This window comes from Streptomyces sp. NPDC047130 (genome assembly GCF_040643475.1).
Lineage (GTDB): Bacteria > Actinomycetota > Actinomycetes > Streptomycetales > Streptomycetaceae > Streptomyces.
Genome location: NZ_JBEYUK010000012.1, coordinates 1 through 16,841, shown reverse-complemented (window position 1 = coordinate 16,841; position 16,841 = coordinate 1). Strand labels below are relative to the sequence as shown.

Annotated in this window: 15 protein-coding genes; 12 read left to right on the top strand and 3 right to left on the bottom strand. The window is 75.4% G+C overall.

Annotated features, from left to right (window positions below; genetic code table 11):
- The first annotated feature begins 1 nt into the window (after position 1).
- Genes pcaG through pcaD form a run of 3 tightly spaced genes read left to right on the top strand, consistent with a single transcriptional unit; the run spans position 2 to position 3,083 of the window.
- Entirely contained in the window at positions 2–616 is a 615-nt protein-coding gene (pcaG, locus tag ABZ836_RS16500) for a protocatechuate 3,4-dioxygenase subunit alpha (protein ID WP_361142703.1), read from the top strand.
- Positions 613–1,956 carry a 3-carboxy-cis,cis-muconate cycloisomerase gene (gene pcaB, locus ABZ836_RS16495; RefSeq protein WP_361142700.1) on the top strand — a complete coding sequence of 448 codons (1,344 nt, stop codon included), beginning with the start codon at positions 613–615 and terminating at the stop codon, positions 1,954–1,956. The genes pcaG and pcaB overlap by 4 nt, the downstream gene beginning before the upstream one ends.
- Positions 1,953–3,083, top strand: a complete 1,131-nt coding sequence (gene pcaD, locus ABZ836_RS16490; protein ID WP_361142697.1) for a 3-oxoadipate enol-lactonase — start codon at positions 1,953–1,955, stop codon at positions 3,081–3,083. Before pcaB ends, pcaD begins: the two co-directional genes overlap by 4 nt.
- A gap of 61 nt (positions 3,084–3,144) precedes the next feature.
- Here the strand turns inward: pcaD and ABZ836_RS16485 are convergent, their stop codons facing one another.
- Positions 3,145–5,817: an AAA family ATPase gene (locus tag ABZ836_RS16485; protein WP_361142694.1), complete on the bottom strand. Its 2,673-nt coding sequence runs from the start codon at positions 5,815–5,817 to the stop codon at positions 3,145–3,147.
- A 217-nt stretch (positions 5,818–6,034) separates the two neighbouring features.
- Here ABZ836_RS16485 and ABZ836_RS16480 point away from each other — a divergent pair, with 217 nt between their 5' ends.
- Positions 6,035–7,027 (top strand): DUF2510 domain-containing protein, encoded by a 993-nt coding sequence (locus tag ABZ836_RS16480; protein WP_356138739.1) that lies wholly within the window; start codon positions 6,035–6,037, stop codon positions 7,025–7,027.
- A gap of 200 nt (positions 7,028–7,227) precedes the next feature.
- On the opposite strand, the gene ABZ836_RS16475 is transcribed toward ABZ836_RS16480, so the two are convergent.
- A complete protein-coding gene (locus ABZ836_RS16475) occupies positions 7,228–7,944 on the bottom strand; it encodes a hypothetical protein (protein WP_361142691.1) in 717 nt (238 codons plus the stop codon).
- A 208-nt stretch (positions 7,945–8,152) separates the two neighbouring features.
- Here ABZ836_RS16475 and ABZ836_RS16470 point away from each other — a divergent pair, with 208 nt between their 5' ends.
- The 5 genes from ABZ836_RS16470 to ABZ836_RS16450 all read left to right on the top strand — a co-directional run bounded on the left by ABZ836_RS16470 (position 8,153) and on the right by ABZ836_RS16450 (position 12,218).
- Positions 8,153–8,854, top strand: coding sequence for a helix-turn-helix transcriptional regulator (locus ABZ836_RS16470; protein WP_356138787.1), 702 nt, complete (start codon positions 8,153–8,155; stop codon positions 8,852–8,854).
- Between the two features lie 38 nt (positions 8,855–8,892).
- A complete protein-coding gene (locus tag ABZ836_RS16465) occupies positions 8,893–9,417 on the top strand; it encodes an ImmA/IrrE family metallo-endopeptidase (RefSeq protein ID WP_356138785.1) in 525 nt (174 codons plus the stop codon).
- Complete coding sequence (locus ABZ836_RS16460; RefSeq protein ID WP_361142688.1) at positions 9,414–10,568, top strand: MAB_1171c family putative transporter; 1,155 nt, start codon at positions 9,414–9,416, stop codon at positions 10,566–10,568. The genes ABZ836_RS16465 and ABZ836_RS16460 overlap by 4 nt, the downstream gene beginning before the upstream one ends.
- 67 nt (positions 10,569–10,635) lie before the next feature.
- A complete protein-coding gene (locus tag ABZ836_RS16455; RefSeq protein WP_356138734.1) occupies positions 10,636–10,842 on the top strand; it encodes a hypothetical protein in 207 nt (68 codons plus the stop codon).
- Positions 10,843–11,069: 227 nt separating this feature from the next.
- The gene (locus ABZ836_RS16450; RefSeq protein ID WP_356138733.1) at positions 11,070–12,218 is read left to right on the top strand and encodes an ATP-grasp domain-containing protein; all 1,149 of its coding nucleotides are present in this window, start codon (positions 11,070–11,072) and stop codon (positions 12,216–12,218) included.
- A 142-nt stretch (positions 12,219–12,360) separates the two neighbouring features.
- Here ABZ836_RS16450 and ABZ836_RS16445 read toward each other — a convergent pair whose 3' ends face one another.
- Positions 12,361–13,698 (bottom strand): 6-phospho-beta-glucosidase, encoded by a 1,338-nt coding sequence (locus tag ABZ836_RS16445; RefSeq protein ID WP_361142685.1) that lies wholly within the window; start codon positions 13,696–13,698, stop codon positions 12,361–12,363.
- A 208-nt stretch (positions 13,699–13,906) separates the two neighbouring features.
- Between ABZ836_RS16445 and zwf the strand changes: the two genes are divergently transcribed.
- The 3 genes from zwf to ABZ836_RS16430 form a co-directional block, all read left to right on the top strand.
- Complete coding sequence (gene zwf / locus ABZ836_RS16440; RefSeq protein WP_356138729.1) at positions 13,907–15,496, top strand: glucose-6-phosphate dehydrogenase; 1,590 nt, start codon at positions 13,907–13,909, stop codon at positions 15,494–15,496.
- Complete coding sequence (gene opcA, locus ABZ836_RS16435) at positions 15,493–16,437, top strand: glucose-6-phosphate dehydrogenase assembly protein OpcA (RefSeq protein ID WP_361142682.1); 945 nt, start codon at positions 15,493–15,495, stop codon at positions 16,435–16,437. The genes zwf and opcA overlap by 4 nt, the downstream gene beginning before the upstream one ends.
- 26 nt (positions 16,438–16,463) lie before the next feature.
- Positions 16,464–16,841: NAD(P)-binding domain-containing protein (locus ABZ836_RS16430; RefSeq protein WP_356138783.1), on the top strand; the 378-nt coding region annotated here is incomplete at its 3' end.

The following is a 16,841-nucleotide window of genomic DNA, read 5'->3' as shown; positions in this document are numbered from 1 at the left end:
CATGACCGACATCGCCACGCAGGACACCGCCGGCGGCGAGGCCGTCCTCCCGACGCCCTCGCAGACCGTCGGCCCCTTCTACGGCTACGCGCTGCCCATCCCGGACGGCGGGAACATCGCCCCCGTCGGCCACCCGGACACGGTCACGGTGCACGGCTACGTCTACGACGGCGAGGGCAACCCGCTGCCGGACGCCCTGGTCGAGCTGTGGGGCCCCGCCCCGGACGGCTCGGTGCCGACCGCGACCGGCTCGATGCGCCGCGACCCGGCCTCCGGCGGGTTCGCCGGCCGCAACGGGCTGGAGTTCACCGGCTGGGGCCGGATCCAGACGGACGCCGACGGCCACTGGGTGGCCCGCACCCTGCGCCCCGGCGCGCGCGGCGGCAACGCCCCCTACATCGCCGTGTGCGTGTTCGCCCGCGGCCTGCTGATGCACCTGTTCACCCGGATCTACCTGCCGGGCGACGACGCGGCGCTCGCCGCCGACCCGGTGCTGCGGCGGGTTCCGGACGACCGGCGCTCCACGCTGATCGCCGAGGAGCAGGCCCCGGCGACGTACCGTTTCGACATCCGCCTGCAGGGCGAGAACGAGACGGTCTTCCTGGAGTACCAGTGACATCGCTGCACCACCCCGCGCCCGACGCCGGTCTGCTCTCCCCCGGGCAGGCCGGCTCCCCCGCGGCCGAGGCCACCGGCGACGCCGCCTTCCTGGCGGCGCTGCTGGAGGCCGAGGCCGCGCTGACCCGCGCCCAGGCCTCCCTCGGGCTGGTGCCCGCGGAGGCCGCCGCCGCGGTCGCCGAGGCGGCGGCGCGCCCCGGCGGGTTCGACCCGGTGGACCTCGCCCGGCGGGCCGCGTCCGGCGGCAACCCGGTGATCCCGCTGGTCGCCGACCTCACGGCGGCCGTCGGTCCGGAGCTGGGGCCGTACGTGCACCGAGGCGCCACCAGCCAGGACATCATGGACACCGCCGCCATGCTGGTGGCCGCCCGCACCGTCGACCTGGTCCTGGCCGACCTGGACCGCACCGAGGGCGCGCTGGCCCGGCTGGCCGCGTCCCACCGCGACACCCCGATGCCGGGGCGGACCCTCTCCCAGCACGCCGTGCCGACCACCTTCGGGCTCAAGGCCGCCGGGTGGCGTTCGCTGGTGCTGGACGCCCGGGACCGGCTGCGCGCCGTCCGTGCCGCGCTCCCCGTCCAACTCGGCGGCGCGGCGGGGACCTTGGCCGCGTTCGCGGCGTACGGGGCGGAGGACCCGCGCGAGTTGGTCGCCGCCTACGCCCGCGAGCTGGACCTCGCGGAGCCGTTGCTGCCCTGGCACACGCTGCGGACGCCGGTGGCCGACCTCGCCGGGGCGCTGGCGCTGACCACCGGCGCCCTCGGGAAGATCGCCGCCGACGTCCTGACGCTGGCCCGCACCGAGATCGCGGAACTCGCCGAGCCGAGCGGCGGGGGTTCCTCCGCGATGCCGCACAAGGCGAACCCGGTGCGGTCCACCCTGATCGCCTCGGCGGCCCGCCGTGCCCCCCAGCTCGCCGCCACCCTGTTCGGCTCCCTGGTCGCCGAGGACGAGCGTCCGGCCGGCGCCTGGCACGCCGAGTGGGAGCCGCTGCGCGACCTGCTGCGCCTGGCCGGCTCGGCCGCCCACCAGGCCGCCGGACTGGCCGGGGGGCTGCGGGTGGACGCCGCCGCGATGCGCGCCCATCTGGGCGTCACCCACGGCCTGATCGTCTCCGAGCGGCTCTCCATCGAGCTGGCTCCCGTGCTGGGCCGGTCCCGGGCCAAGGGACTGCTCACCGAGGCCGCGCGGCGGGCCTACGCGGAGGGACTGCCCCTGCTCGACGTCCTGGCCGCGGAACCCGAGTTGCGGGATCTCGACCTGACGTCGGCGACCGACCCCGCCGACTACACGGGGTCCGCCGCCGCCCTCACCGATCGTGCTCTGGAGCGACGTTGACCGAGAAACCGCTGAACCACCGTGCCGAAGGCCCCGCTTCGGCCGAACCCCTGCTGCTGGGTCCGTCGTTGGGCACCTCCCTGGCCCTGTGGGACGCCGTCGCCCCCGAACTGGCGGCGACCCACCGGGTGATCAGCTGGGACCTGCCCGGGCACGGCGCGTCCCCGGCCGACCGGATCGGTCCCGGCGCCACCGTCGCCGACCTGGCGGGGCTGGTGCTGGAGCTCGCCGACGGCCTGGGCGTGGAGCGGTTCGCCTACGCGGGCGTGTCACTGGGCGGGGCGGTCGGCCTGCACCTGGCGATCCACCACCCCGAGCGGGTCTCCTCGCTGGCCGTGATCTGCTCGTCCGCCCACTTCAACGGCGCCCGGCCGTGGGAGGAGCGGGCGGCGAAGGTCCGCCGGGGCGGGCGGGCCGCGATGGAGGAGCTCGCCGGGTCGGCCGACGCGCGCTGGTTCACGCCCGGTTTCACGGTGGAGCGGCTGGTCGAGGACCACCGGGCCGCCGACCCCGGCGCGTACGCCGCCTGCTGCGACGCGCTGGCCGCGTTCGACGTGCGGAAGCTGCTCGGATCGGTGCGGGTGCCGACGCTGCTGATCGCGGGACGGGACGACCCGGCGACGCCGCCGGCCCATCTGCGGGAGATCGCGGACGCGGTGCCGGGGGCGACGCTCACGGAGATCCCGGGCGCCTCGCACCTCGCCCCGGCGGAGCGGCCCGAGGCCGTGCTGGCGGCGCTGCGGGGGCACCTCACCGGGTTCGCCCGGCGGGGCATCGCGGTCCGGCGCGAGGTGCTGGGCGACGCCCACGTCGACCGGGCGCAGGCCCGGCAGACGCCGTTCACCGCGCGGTTCCAGGACTTCATCTCCCGGTACGCCTGGGGCGAGATCTGGACCGACCCCACCCTCTCGCGGCGGGAGCGGTCGATGGTGACGCTCACGGCGCTGGTGGCGCACGGGCACCTCGACGAGCTGGAGATGCACGTGAGGGCGGCCCGGCGGAACGGGTTGTCGGCCGACGAGATCGGGGCGGTCCTCCTCCAGGCCGGCGTGTACCTCGGCGTCCCCGCCGCCAACTCCGCCTTCGCCGTGGCCCAGCGCGTCCTCGCGGAGGACGACACCGTCTGATCCCGTCCCCGCGGTCGCCCGCCGTCCCGCGGACCGGGCGCGGGGGACCGCGGGGACGGGATCAGGTCGCGGTGGTCAGGCGGTCGAGGGCGGCGCGGGCGCGGCGGGAGAGGGCGTCGGCGCCGCAGGAGTCGGCGAGGGTGAGCCCCCGCCGCAGTTCGGCGACCGAACCGGACAGCTCCCCGTACTCCACCCGCGCCACCGCGTGCTCGTACTGGCACGGCGACTCCTCCAGCAACTTCGCGGCCCGCGCCGCGAGTTCCACCGCCCGGTGCCGCGGCGCGAGCGCCGCCTCGCACCGCAACGCCTCCCCGATCGCCGTCCACGTGCCGAACCGCTCCGCCCCCGCCCGCACCGTCGCCGCCAGTTCCCGCGCCCGCTCCGGGTCCCGGTCGGCCAGCACCCGCGCCAGGTCGGCGGCCCAGGGGGCGACCAGGTGGTTCCGGTGCCCCCGCTCGGCGGCGGTGCGCCCCGCCGCCTCGAGTTCCTCGACGGCCTCGTCCACCCGCCCGGCCGCCAGCAGCAGCCGGCCGCGGATGGACCGCGCGTCGGGCAGCAGGATCGTGGACGGGTACGGCGCCCCGAACCGGTAGCGCTCGGCGACCTCCATGGCCTCGTCGTGGTGGCCGCGCGCGATCAGCGTGTCGATCAGGTTGCAGAGCGCCGTCCAGTGCAGCGGCAGCCGGTGCCCCACCCGGTCGGCGAGCCGCAGCGCCTCGCGCAGGGTGGACTCCGCCTCGCGCAGCCGTCCCCGGCGGCGCAGGGCGAGTCCGAGGTAGCCGTAGGAGAGCGAGACGTGGCCGCCGCTCCAGCCGGCCGTGTCGTACTCGCGGACCGCCTCCGAGAAGAGCGCCTCGGCGCGGTCCAGGCGGTCGGTGTACGCGTAGATGGCGGCGATCATCAGCGGCAGTTCGAAGCCCCAGTCGCTGTCGGTCCAGCTCAGGCCGGGGGCGAGCCGGCCGTTGACGAGGGCGCGGTCGCAGATCGCCACGACCTCGTCGGCGTCGCCGCCGCGCATCAGGACGTCGAAGCCGTGCAGGATCAGCAGGGCGCGCTCGGAGTTGTCGCGGCCGGTGCAGGCGGCGGCGAGTTCGGCCAGGTGCCGGGAGCGGCCGGGGGAGTCGACCTCGGCGGCGTGGATGCCCTGCCAGAGGAACTGGCAGGCCTGGAGCCGCAGTCGGGCGGGGCCCTGGGCGTGCCGCCGGGCCTCCGCCTCGACGGTCCGCACGGCCTCGCCGACCTGGTCGTTGTGGAGCAGCGCCTGGGAGAGCCGGACCACCGCGTCGACGCGCCGGCCGACGTCGAGCCCCGGCAGGGCGAGCGCGTCGCGCAGGTGGGCGATGGTGACGGCGGGCGCGGTGAGCAGGGTGGCGCAGCCGAGCTCGTAGAGGACCCGGGGGTGGACCTCGGGGCTCGGGGGTTCCATGAGGGCGCGTTCCAGGCAGGCGCGGGCGGCCGCGGGCGCTCCGACGGCCAGGTGGGCGCGGGCCGCCTCGCGGAGCTGCTCGACGACCTCCTGGTCGTCGTCGGGGTGGACCTGGAGGAGGTGCCGGGAGGCGGCGGCCGCGCCGCGGCCGGAGTCGGTGACGATGCGGGCGGCGATGCCGTGCATGGCGGTGCGCAGGCTGTCCGGTATCGAGTTGTAGACGGCGGACTCGATGAGCGGGTGGGTGAACTCCAGCTCGCCGTCGCCGGCCTGCTGGTTGAGCGGGTCGGGGGTGGTGAGGATGCGGGCCTCGCAGAGGATGCGGGCGCAGCGCCCGGCGGCGGCCGGGGTGAGGGTGGCCAGCTGGGCGACCAGGTCGACGGTGATGCCGGCGCCGAGGATGGCCGCGGCCCAGGCGAACCGGGTGGCCTCGATGCCGAGTTTGTCGAGGCGGGAGACGAGGCCGCCGCCGCGGGCGGCGCGGTTGAGGTCGCGCAGTTCGTGGGCGGACGCCTCGACGGGCTCCATCTCGCAGTCGCGGACCTTGGCGAGGAGTTCCACGGTCTCGTACGGGTTGCCGCCGGTGACGGCCCACACCTCGCGGCAGAACGGGTCGTCGGCGTGTTCGCCGACCGTGGCGCGGGTGAGCCCGGCGGTGGCCTGCGGGGTGAGCAGCTGGAGGGAGGTGACCGACCCGGCGACGTCGACGATCCGGTCGAGGTAGGCGGCCCGTTCCCCGCCCGCCCCGTCCGGGCGGCTGGCCACGATGACCAGGACGGAGGTGTCCTCCAGGCGCCGGCCGAGCTCGGCCAGCCAGCGGAGGGTCTCCAGGTCGGCCCAGTGGGCGTCGTCGACCAGCAGCACCAGCGGGTACTCGCGGCGGGCCAGCCGGCGCAGGACGGTGACCAGGCCGTCGCAGACCGAGCCGGGGTCGGGCTGCCCGGCGCCGGGTTCGGCGAGGCCGAGGGCGGGACCGGCGATGTCGTGCCAGTCGCCGAGGTACTCGCGGGTCTCCTCGGGGAGGAGTCCGAGCAGCGCGGGCTGCAGGAGCTGGCGCACCACGTTGTACGGGACCGACCGCAGGGTCTCGCCGCCGCGTGCCGACCAGACGGTGCAGCCGCGGAGTTCGGCGATGCGGTGGGCCCGGGCGAGCAACGTCGTCTTGCCGAGGCCGGCGTCGCCCCTCAGAACGAGGAAGCGCCCGGCGGGGGCGTGCCCGGTGCACAGGGCGTCGACGGCCTGCTCGATCGCGGCGACCTCGTCGTCGCGTTCCCAGAGCGAGGCCGGACCGGGCCGTTCCTCCGTCAATTCCGACCCCTCCCCAGGTCACCCGGACGACGTATGCGGTCCGAGCCTAGCCCGCCGCGCGCCGGACGACGATCAGTTCCGCGGGAAGTGTCGCCGGGCGGGGACGCCCGGCGCGGGCGGGAGCGGCGCCGTCCCGCCGGGGCGGGTGCGGGACCGGGTATCGCCTCTTCGCCGACCCTCCGGTTCCTTCTTCACGCCTGCCCCATACCTTTGACGCATGACGCAGGCGATTCCTCCCGGGTGGTACCCGGATCCCGGGCACACGAGTGACGGCCCCCGCGGCGTGCGCTGGTGGGACGGCGGCGCGTGGACGCAGCACACCCTGCCCGCGGGCGTGCCGGTGCCGCCGGGGCCTCCCGCGGCCGGGGCCTCGGCGCAGGCCGTCGCGGCCCTTCCCACACCGGCCGGGCCGGACTTCACGGTTCCGGCGTATCCGGCCTACCAGGGTTACCCGGTCCACGGCGTGCCGCCGGCTCCCCGGCGCCGACGGGGCGCGCTGGTCGCCGGGATCGTCGCCGCGGTCGTGGTGGTGGCCGGCGGGACGGCCGGAGCCGTGCTGGTGATGAACCAGTCGGACGGGGACCGGTCCTCGGCGTCCGCGTCGCAGGAGCCGGGCGGTCCGGGCGACGACGGCGCGCCCGGCGAGGAGGGCGCGCCGGGGAGTTCCGAGGAGATCACCGACGGACCGGTGCCCGACCCGGCGAACGGCATCAGCCTTCCGCTGCCGGACGGCTGGACGGGCTCCTCGCACGACGCGGGCGCGCAGATCGGCTTCGACGAGACCTATCCCTGCCCCGGCGCCCCCGACAAGGACTGCACCCCGGGCGGCGCCTACTCGCTGGGGGCGGAGGGCCTGGGGCTGGACGGCTCCGCGCAGGAGGTGGCGCTCGCCGACATCGCCTCCAACATGGAGGACTCCTACGGCGGCGACACCTACGGCTCCATCACCTCGCACAAGGAGCTGGACGCCGGTCCGGTGACGGTGGCCGGACAGAAGGGCTACCGGGTCCGCTGGTCGGCGGTGACCGAGAAGGGCGCCGACGGGATCGTGGAGTCGGTGGCGTTCCCCTCCCCGGCCGACCCCGGGCGCATGGTGGTGGTCCGGTTCGGCATCGACGCGGGTGAGGACCTGTCGGTGATCGACGAGGTCGTCGACGGCATCGAGGAGTCGGAGCTGGGGGCCGCGCCGGGTACCGGCAAGGAGGTCTGACGGGGCGCGAGGGGCCGGTCCGGTGCGCGGGAGCACGGGACCGGCCCCTTCGCGCGTCGCGGACCGCCGCGCCGCGGCGAGGAGGGCACGGACTTCGGCGGCCCCCGGGCGGGGGCGACAGCCACCGCCGCGCGGCCCGCGGCCACGGTGGAGGAGGAGCGACCCCGCCGTCCGCCGGGGAGCGCGCCGGGCGGGCGGGTTCAGTCCGCGTCGTGCTGGACGTCGGGCTGGACGTCGTGCTGGACGTCGTGCTGGGCCGGGTGCACCAGCGACAGGTGCCCCCGGGTCCGCCCCTGCCGGACCGGCCGGACGGCCCGCGGGTCCGGCTCCGGTTCCGGCGCGGGTTCGGGCAGGACCAGCGTCATCCGCTCGTACCCGAGCTCGGCGAGGGCGGAGGGCGTCTCCACCACCAGGCGGCACTCGAGCACCGCCCCCTGACTCCCCGGGCACACCAACGGCCTTAGCGCGCCGTCGTGTTCGCGGGCGGCGCGCTCCCCCACCAGATGGGTCCAGTGCGGAAGCCCCTGCCGGTAGGCGGCCTCCATCAGGGGGTCCTCGGCGATCTCCCGCCGGACCGCCTGGAGCACCGGGTCGTCCGCGTGCCGCTCGCTGAGGAAGGCGAAGCGGGCGAGGGCGGGCAGGCACCACCGGACCTCGCGGTCGGCCAGCACCAGGCCGGCGTCGGGGTGGAAGAGCACGAAGCGCAGGAAGTTGTCGCCGGGCATGGCGGTGGGATGCGGCCCGACCGGCCGGAACAGCTCGGTGAACGCCGTGTTGGCGAGCACGACGTCCCAGCGGCGGTCGAGCAGTACCGAGGGGAACGCCACGCCCTCGAGGAGGGCGGCGTAGTCCCGCAGGTAGGCCTCGTCGGGGCCCGGCCGCGGCTCCGGGCGCCGGCCTCCAGCCCGAGCTGTCATCGGGAGGTCCCCCTCTCGGCTCCGGCCCCGTCGGCGCCCCGATCCTTGCCGTCGGGAGCAGCGCGTGTCAACCATTGTGGCATTTCAGGGGTGTTGACGGCTGGATCCGGCCACAGTTGTGGCGGAACCTGGAGGGTCGCGTGGTGCCGGGCTAGTCTCACCAGGTCCGGACGGACGGGACGCGGGAGAGATCGCGGTGGCTGGTGACATGGAGGACCGGGGCGCCGGGGACACCGCCCCGCTGCGGGCGGTGACGGCCCGGGTGACCTCGCTGGCCGACCGCCTCGGGATGCCGCGCGGCGAGGTCTTCGACGTGGCGCGGCTGTCCGCGGCGTCGGGGGTCCCCGAGGGCACGGTGAAGGCGCTGCTGAGCGGCCGGGCGGGCGGCGAGCGCGATGTGCAGACCCGTTTCCTGCAGCGGCTGGACCTGCTGCGCCGTACCCGCCTCAGGCCGGACGGCCGCCGCTACACCCAGCGCGAGATAGCCGACGGGGCGGGCATGTCCCGCCAGCAGGCCGGCGCCCTGCTCAACGGCGACCGGCGGCCCACCATGGAGCACTGCGACGCCCTGCAGCGGTTCTTCGGCGTGCACGCGGGCTTCCTGACCGCGGAGGACCCGGAGGCGCTGGCCGACGCGCTGCAGCGCACCGAGCGGGAGCTGCTGCGGCGCCTGGCCGACCACGAGGGCCGGGATCCCGCGCCGCCGCCCGCCGCTCCGGCCGCCGCGGTGTCCGCCCCCGCGGACGACGGGGCGGAGGTGGGCGAGGACGCCCTGGAGCGCCTGCTGCGCGACCACGGTGTGCGCGGCATCGCCTGGCGGGCCGCGCAGCTCCCCACCGACCAGCACCGCGACAAGGTCGCCGAGTGGCTGGACATGCTGCTGGAGAACGTCCGACGGCCGGGGCCGTGACCTTGGGCGTGATCAGGACGCTGCGCACCCGCAGGGAGATGGCCCGCCTGTGCGAGGCGCTGCTGGCCGGGCTGCGCCTTCCGGCCGCCGCCGGACCGGAGGAGACCCACCGGGCGCTCTGCTCGGTGATGAGCGGGCTGCGGGGCCGTCCGGTGCGCTTCCGCACGGCCGTGTTCCCGCCGGGCACGGCCAGCGGCCTGTGGATCGACTTCGCCGACCAGGACGTCGTGGTGGTCGAGGAACGCACCGCGCCGGGCCACCAGTTGGTGATCCTGGGTCACGAGCTGTGGCACATGGCGGCCGGTCACCGGGGCGGCCCGGTGGACGGGGTGCAGGTCGCCGCGCGGACCCGGTTCGACCGGCGCGAGGAGGCGGAGGCGGAGCGTTTCGGCCTCTTGCTGGCGAGCCGTTTCCGCGCGTGGACGCCGGCGGCGCCGCCGGTCCCCGATCCGGCGGTCCCGGCCGTCCACGACCCGTCGTGGCCCGACGGGCTGGTGCGCCGGATCGAGGCGTCCCTGGGCGGGGCCGGCGGCGGGGCGGGGCGCGGGGCGGACGCCCTGTGAACGACCTCAGCTACTACGTGCCCGCCCTGGCGATGACCGTGCCCCTGGTCCTCAAGGGCCGCAGCGCGGCCTCCTGGCGGGATCCGCTGGTGCGTTCGGTGTGCGCGCTGCTGCTGCTCACGGCCCTGGCGTTCGCCTTCGCCGCGCCGCCCACCATCGTCGCCGTCAACCGGCTGACCGGGGTTCCCAACGTCTCGGCCCCGCTGGTGTACGCGCTCCTCACCGCCGTCTGCGCGGCCGGCCTGGTGCTGATCGTCAGTTGGCGCGGCGGCCCTCCGGGGGTGGCGCGCCGGCTCACCGTCCGCTGCACGGCGGGTTTCGGCGCGGTGATCGCCGTGATGGTGGTGCTGTTCGCGCTGGGCGACGCCCCGGTGGAGCGGCTGCGGGACTTCGACACGTACTACGCGACGACGCCGTTCCTGCGCGAGATGGTGCTGCTGTACCTGCTGTCCCTGCTGACGGCGGGGGTGGCGATGAACGTGCTGTGCCTGCGCTGGCGGCGCCGGGTGGGCGGCCGGCCGCTGCGGTCGTCACTGCTGCTGATCGCCCTGGGCTTCGGGTTGTGCGCGCTCTACGCGGTCGCCAAGCTGGTCGCGGTGGGGGCGCGTTGGGCGGGCGGGAACCTCGACGGGCTGAGCACCTGGGGGGCTCCTGCGCTGGCCGCGCTGGGCGGGGTGCTGAGCGCGGCGGGCTTCGCGCTGCCGCTGCTGTGGTCGCTGCCGGCCAGGCTGCTGGGGGACGTGTGGTTGGCGTGGCGTTCCTACCACGCGCTCACCCCGCTGTGGCGGGAGCTGCGGCCGGTGTGCGCCGCCGGTGAGGAGGGCAGGGCCGCCGTGCGGTTGGGGTGGTGGTCCCCGCCGTCGCTGCGGGCGGTGCGGCGGCAGGCCGAGATCCACGACGCCCTGCTGGTGCTGTGCCCGCACTTCGACCCGGTGGTGCGCGAACGGGCCCGCGCCGCGGCGGTGGCGTCGGGGGCGGGGGCGGAACGGGCCGGGGCCCAGGCCGACGCGGTGATGGTGCTGGAGGCGGTCCGGGCCCACGGGGCGGCGAGGGACGCGGACACCGCCGGCCACGGCACGGCCGTGCCGCCCGCCGAGGGCCCGGAGGATCTGGTGCGGCTCTCCCTGGCGCTCCGCGCGTTACGGGCGTGACGCGCTGTCAGTGCCGCGCGGCAGGCTGGTGGGAAGGATCCGACGACCGGCCGAGGAGTTGCCGAGGATGACCACCACCACCGTGCCGACCGACCGTGAACGCAGCGCCGCGCAGGCCTATCTGCGGCTGCTGGGCGCGGTCCGGGCCGCGTTCGCCCAGGCGGGAGGGCCCGCGCCGGTGCCGCCCGCGGTGCTCGAGGAGGCCGACCGGGCGCTGCGCGACGCCGGACTGGCGGGCAACGAGGAGATGTTCCTCCGGCGGGTGGGCCGGTAGCGGCCGCGTGCCACGCGGGTCGGTCCGGGGGCGCCGGCGGGCGCACGACACGCGGTAGGGCATTCCGTAACACACGCGTAGCAGTGACGCGTCCCACGAAGCTCTATGATCGGCCCAACACCACCGCAGTGCCCCTGGGTTCTCTCCCGGCGGTTCGGTGTCCCCGCGTCCACGTCCCGGCCGGCCCGGCGGCTTCGCCGTGCCCGCACACCCGAAAGGCGGCCTGAATGATCTCTCGCGTACGCGTCTGGCTCAACCGCACGTACGCGGAGAACGTCTTCTTCATGGAGCAGTTGCGGAGAAATCCGCAGGACCGGGCGGTGGAGATCCACGCCACCCATGGGGACCCGGACTCGCCGGTGCTGGCCGCCGCCGACACGGCGGCGATGGAGCCGGAGGGCCTCTCCCCCGCGGCCTACGTCGAGTTCGCGCTGGACCAGTGCGCGCGGCGCGGCATCGACGTGTTCGTGCCGCGGCTGCACCAGGAGGCGATCGTCGGGCACCGCGCCGAGTTCGCGGCCCTGGGCACGGCACTGCTGGCGCCGACCCCCGAGGGGGTGGCCGCCTTCCAGGACAAGGCGACCGCGTACGAGCGGGTCGCCGCGCTGGGCGTGCCGGTGCCCCCGTGGTTCCGGGTGCGCACGGCGGACGAACTGGTCGTCGCCGTCGAGAAGCTGGAGGCCGACGGTCACGAGGCCTGCTTCAAGCCGGCCGCCGGCGCGGGCGGGGTCGGGTTCCGGATCGTCACCCGCGAGCCGTTCTCGGCGGACCAGTTGAACGGCTTCCCGAGCCCCCGTGTCCCGCTCGACATGGTGCTGGGGGCGGTGCGGGCCTCCGGTGACGAGGTCAACTGGCTGGTGATGCCGCGGCTCGAGGAGCCGGAGGTCTCGGTGGACTGCCTCACCGGTACGGACGACCGCGTCCGGATGGCGGTGGGCCGCACGAAGAACGGGCGGCGGCGGGGCTTCACCCTGGACGAGCGGTGGATCGCCCCGGCGCGGCTGGTGGCCGGGCGGTTCGGGCTGCACCATCTGGCGAACGTCCAGTTCCGCGTGTTCCGCGGGGAACCGGTCCTCCTGGACGTCAACACCCGTGCGGCCGGCGGGCTCCACCAGCTCTCCCTGTGCGGACTGAACGCCCCCTGGGCGGCGGTCCGGCTGGCGCTGGGCGAGGACCCCGGCGATCTGCGACCGCCGTTCCTGGGCGCGGACTACGCCGTGGTCGCGGGCCCGCAGCGGCTGCGGCCCGCGGGCGCGCCCTGGGACGAGGAGGAACTCCCGGCGGCTCTGCGCACCGTTCCGGCCCAGTCCGCCTCCCCCGAGGCGGGGGCCCCGACGGCGTCCTCCGCCTCGGCGGCGGCGGGCGCGCCCGCCTGACGGGGACGCGCGGAAGAAGTTTTTTCGCGGAGGGTGTATCAGACGGCGTCCGTCCCGCTCTTAACGGTGCGGGGGATGGGGCGGGCGCCGCGCCCGGGGGAGTGCGGCACCCGCCCCACCATGAAGCCGGGGGCCCCGGGTCTCACCTGAGGAAGGCGAGACCCGGGTGGGCTTCGCGGTAGCCGTCCAGGAGTTCGCGCGCGACGGTGACCGAGTCGACCAGCGGATGCAGCGCGAACGCCTTGAGCGCCGCCGCCCGCGAGCCGGTCTCCGCCGCGGTGATGACCTCGCGCTCCACCGCCTTGACCGTGGTCACCAGTCCGGCCGCGTGGCCGGGCAGCGGCGCCGCGGGTTCCGGTTGGGCGCCGTTCGCGTCCACCCGGCAGGGCACCTCGACGACGGCGTCCTCGTCCAGGCCGGGCAGGGCGCCCCGGTTGCGGACGTCGAGGACGAGCGTGGTCCGCTCGTCCCGGGCGATGGCCCGCATCAGGGCCAGCGCCACCTTCTCGTAGCCGCCGGAGAGGTCCTCCTCCTCGCGCTCTCCCGCCCCCGCCGTGTCGCGGTTCTCCGCCATGTAGGTGGCCTCGCGTTCGGCCAGGGTGTTCCTCCACAGCTCCAGCGCCGGCGCCCCCGGGCGGCCCGCCTCCGCGTAGAAGCGGGCCTGCTGGTCGCGCAGGAACACGCCGCGGGTCCGATCCGCCTCCTGGTAGGCGCGGACCGTCTCACGGTTGAAGTAGTAGTAGTGCAGGTACTCGTTGGGGACGGCGCCCAGCGCCCGCAGCCAGTCCGCGCCGAACAGGCGGCCCTCCTCGAACGATCCCAGCAGGTCCGGGTCGTCCAGCAGCCGGGGCAGCAGGTCCTCTCCGTCGACGCGCAGGCCGCGGACCCAGCCGAGGTGGTTGAGCCCCGCGTAGTCGACGAAGGCCCGGTCCGGGTCGACGCCGAGCACCCGGGCGAGCCGGCGGCCGAGGCCCACCGGCGAGTCGCAGATGCCGATCACCCGGTCGCCGAGGGTGCGGGACATCGCCTCGGTCACCAGTCCGGCAGGGTTGGTGAAGTTGATGACCCAGGCGTCGGGGGCGTGGCGCCGGACCTCCCGGGCCAGGGCGACCGCCACGGGCACCGTGCGCAGGCCGTAGGCGACACCGCCCGCCCCCACCGTCTCCTGGCCCAGGACGCCCTCGGCCAGGGCCACGCGCTCGTCGGCCGCCCTGCCGTCCAGGCCGCCGACGCGGATCGCCGAGAACACGAAGTCCGCGCCGGCCAGTGCCTCGGCCAGGTCGGTCGTGGCCACCACCTCCGGGGCGTCGGCGACTGTCCCGGCCTGCTCGGCCAGCACCCGGACCACGGCGGCGAGCCGCCCCGCGTCCACGTCGTGCAGCGCCACCCGGGTGATCCGCCCGGGCCCCCGGTCGGCCAGCAGCGCCCCGTACACGAGCGGCACCCGGAAGCCGCCCCCACCAACGATCGTGAGCCTCATCCCGCCAACCTAACGCGGCCGGCGGACGGGGACGGGCCCGCGGGGCGCGGTGTGGGCCCCGGCGAGGACGGGAACCCCTCTCGGGGTGACCGGGGGCGCCGCCCTGACCTGCGGGGAGACGGGCGGAGCGGCGTCGCCGCATGGCCCGCGGCCCGGCGCGGTACTCGGCCTTCACCCGTCCGCCCTCACCCGTCCGACGAGAAAGTAGATGATCACATTGACCGAAGCGACCGGAACGGTGGGCACCGCGCGCCGCGGGGCCGGCGGTCCCTTCCTGGGCAGGACCAATCCGCTGCGCGATCCCCGGGACCGCAGGCTCCCCCGCATCGCGGGCCCGTCCGGACTCGTCATCTTCGGCGTCACGGGCGACCTCTCCCGCAAGAAGCTGATGCCCGCCGTGTACGACCTGGCGAACCGGGGCCTGCTCCCGCCGGGCTTCTCCCTGGTCGGCTTCGCACGCCGGGAGTGGGAGGACCAGGACTTCGCCCAGGTGGTGCACGACGCCGTCGAGCAGTACGCCCGTACCCCGTTCCGCGAGGAGGTCTGGCAGCAGCTCGCCCAGGGCATGCACTTCGTGCCCGGCGACTTCGACGACGACGGGGCGTTCGAACAGCTCCGTGAGGCCATCGAGCAGCTGGACACCTCGCGCGGCACCAGCGGCAACTACGCCTTCTACCTGTCGGTGCCGCCGCGGTTCTTCCCCCGGGTGGTGCAGCAGCTGGAGAAGCACGGTCTGGCGCGGGCGCCGCGGGGCTCCTGGCGGCGGGCCGTCATCGAGAAGCCGTTCGGTCACGGTCTGGCCAGTGCCCGCGCGCTGAACGCGCTGGTGCACGAGGTGTTCGACCCGGACCAGGTGTTCCGCATCGACCACTACCTGGGCAAGGAGACCGTCCAGAACATCCTGGCGCTGCGCTTCGCCAACCAGATGTACGAACCGGTGTGGAACCGCTCCTACGTCGACCACGTGCAGATCACCATGGCGGAGGACATCGGCATCGGCGGCCGGGCGGGCTACTACGACGGCATCGGCTCGGCGCGGGACGTCATCCAGAACCACCTGCTGCAGCTCCTGGCGCTCACCGCGATGGAGGAGCCCGCCGCCTTCGACGCGGAGTCGCTGCTGACCGAGAAGCTGAAGATCCTCCGGGCGGTGCAGCTGCCGGAGGACCTGGGCGAGCACACCGTGCGGGCCCAGTACACGGGAAGCTGGCAGGGCGGCGAGCGGGTGCTGGGGTATCTGGAGGAGGACGGCATCGACCCGTCGTCCACCACCGACACGTACGCCGCGATCAAGCTGGAGATCGACAACCGCCGCTGGGCGGGCGTGCCGTTCTACCTGCGCACCGGCAAGCGGCTGGGCCGCCGGGTCACCGAGATCGCGGTGGTGTTCCAGCGCGCCCCGTACTCGCCGTTCGACTCCACGGCCACGGAGGAGCTCGGCTCCAACGCGCTGGTGATCCGGGTCCAGCCCGACGAGGGCATGACCGTACGGTTCGGTTCCAAGGTTCCGGGCACCTCCATGGAGATCCGGGACGTCTCGATGGACTTCGCCTACGGCGAGTCCTTCACGGAGTCCAGCCCCGAGGCGTACGAACGGCTCATCCTGGACGTGCTGCTGGGTGACGCCAACCTGTTCCCCCGCACCGAGGAGGTCGAGGAGTCCTGGAGGATCCTTGACCCCATCGAGGAGTACTGGGCCACGCACGGCGTACCCGCGAAGTACCAGGCGGGAAGCTGGGGTCCCCCGGAGGCCGACGAGATGCTCGCACGAGACGGACGGAGCTGGCGCAGGCCATGAAACTGGATCTCACCGACACCACGGCCGGAGACGTCAACAAGGCGCTGCTGCACGCGCGCCGGGCGTCGGGCACTCCGGCCGTCGGCATGGTGCTGACCATGGTGGTCGTGATCGACGAGGAGTACGCCTACGACGCCATGAAGGCGGCGCGGCAGGCCTCGCAGGAGCACCCGTCGCGCACCCTGGTGGTGATCCGGCGGCACCCGCGCGGCCCGCGGGACCGCACCCACCCGCGGCTGGACGCGGAGGTGCGGGTGGCGGCGGACGCGAGCCCGGGCGAGACGGTGGTGCTGCGGCTCTACGGCGAGGTGCGGGAGCACGCCCAGTCGGTGGTGCTGCCGCTGCTGCTGCCGGACGCGCCGGTGGTGGTGTGGTGGCCGGTCGAGGGGCCGGAGAGCCCCGCCGAGGATCCGCTGGGGGCGCTGGCGCAGCGCCGGATCACCGACATGGACGCCGGCGCCGACCCGCTCGCCGCCCTGGAGCTGCGGGCGGCCCACTACGCGCCCGGGGACACCGACCTGGCGTGGACCCGGCTGACGCTCTGGCGCTCGGCGCTGGCCGCGGCCCTGGACCAGGAGCGCGCCCCGGTGCGCGGCGTGGTGGTGGAGGCGGAGCCCGGCAACCCCAGCGCGGAACTGCTGGTGCGCTGGCTGCGGGCCAGGCTCCGGGTCCCGGGGGAGGTCAGGCCCTCGGGGGGTCCGGCGATCACCGCCGTGCGGCTGGAGACCGACCAGGGGGACGTGTCGGTGGTCCGGGAGGAGGGCCCGCTGGCCACGCTGACGCTGCCCGGACAGCCGCCGCGCAACCTCGCGCTGAAGATCCGGCCGACCTCGGAGCTGATCGCCGAGGAGCTGCGCCGGCTGGACGCGGACGACATGTACGAGATCGCCCTGCGCGGCGACGCGGGCGCGGGCGAGCGGGCCGGGACGCGGGCCGTGTGACGGGACGGGAGCGGTGCCGCCGCCCGGTGCGGGCGGCAGCGGCGGACCCGTCGGAGGACCAACAGGAGGAAGTGGACGACATGCAGCTCGGACTCATCGGTCTCGGCAAGATGGGCGGCAACATGCGCGAGCGGATCCGCCGCGCGGGCCACACCGTGATCGGGTACGACCGGGACCCGGACCTCTCCGACGTGGCCAGTCTGGCGGAGCTGGCCGACTCGCTGGACGCGCCCCGGGCGGTGTGGGTGATGGTCCCGGCCGGCCCGGCCACCCAGTCGGTGATCGACGAGCTGTCGGGGCTGCTGGACGCCGGTGACGTGGTGGTGGACGGCGGCAACTCGCGCTGGACGGACGACGAGAAGCACGCCGCGGAGCTGGCCGAGAAGGGCATCGGCTTCGTGGAC

Excerpts from the sequence above, each read along its gene's own strand:
- pcaG (WP_361142703.1), top strand. The coding sequence starts at position 2 with ATGACCGACATCGCCACGCAGGACACCGCCGGCGGCGAGGCCGTCCTC.
- ABZ836_RS16480 (WP_356138739.1), top strand. The coding sequence starts at position 6,035 with ATGACGCAGGCGATTCCTCCCGGGTGGTACCCGGATCCCGGGCACACG.
- ABZ836_RS16475 (WP_361142691.1), bottom strand. The coding sequence starts at position 7,944 with ATGACAGCTCGGGCTGGAGGCCGGCGCCCGGAGCCGCGGCCGGGCCCC.
- ABZ836_RS16470 (WP_356138787.1), top strand. The coding sequence starts at position 8,153 with ATGGAGGACCGGGGCGCCGGGGACACCGCCCCGCTGCGGGCGGTGACG.
- ABZ836_RS16465 (WP_356138785.1), top strand. The coding sequence starts at position 8,893 with ATGGCCCGCCTGTGCGAGGCGCTGCTGGCCGGGCTGCGCCTTCCGGCC.
- ABZ836_RS16455 (WP_356138734.1), top strand. The coding sequence starts at position 10,636 with ATGACCACCACCACCGTGCCGACCGACCGTGAACGCAGCGCCGCGCAG.
- ABZ836_RS16450 (WP_356138733.1), top strand. The coding sequence starts at position 11,070 with ATGATCTCTCGCGTACGCGTCTGGCTCAACCGCACGTACGCGGAGAAC.
- ABZ836_RS16445 (WP_361142685.1), bottom strand. The coding sequence starts at position 13,698 with ATGAGGCTCACGATCGTTGGTGGGGGCGGCTTCCGGGTGCCGCTCGTG.
- zwf (WP_356138729.1), top strand. The coding sequence starts at position 13,907 with ATGATCACATTGACCGAAGCGACCGGAACGGTGGGCACCGCGCGCCGC.
- opcA (WP_361142682.1), top strand. The coding sequence starts at position 15,493 with ATGAAACTGGATCTCACCGACACCACGGCCGGAGACGTCAACAAGGCG.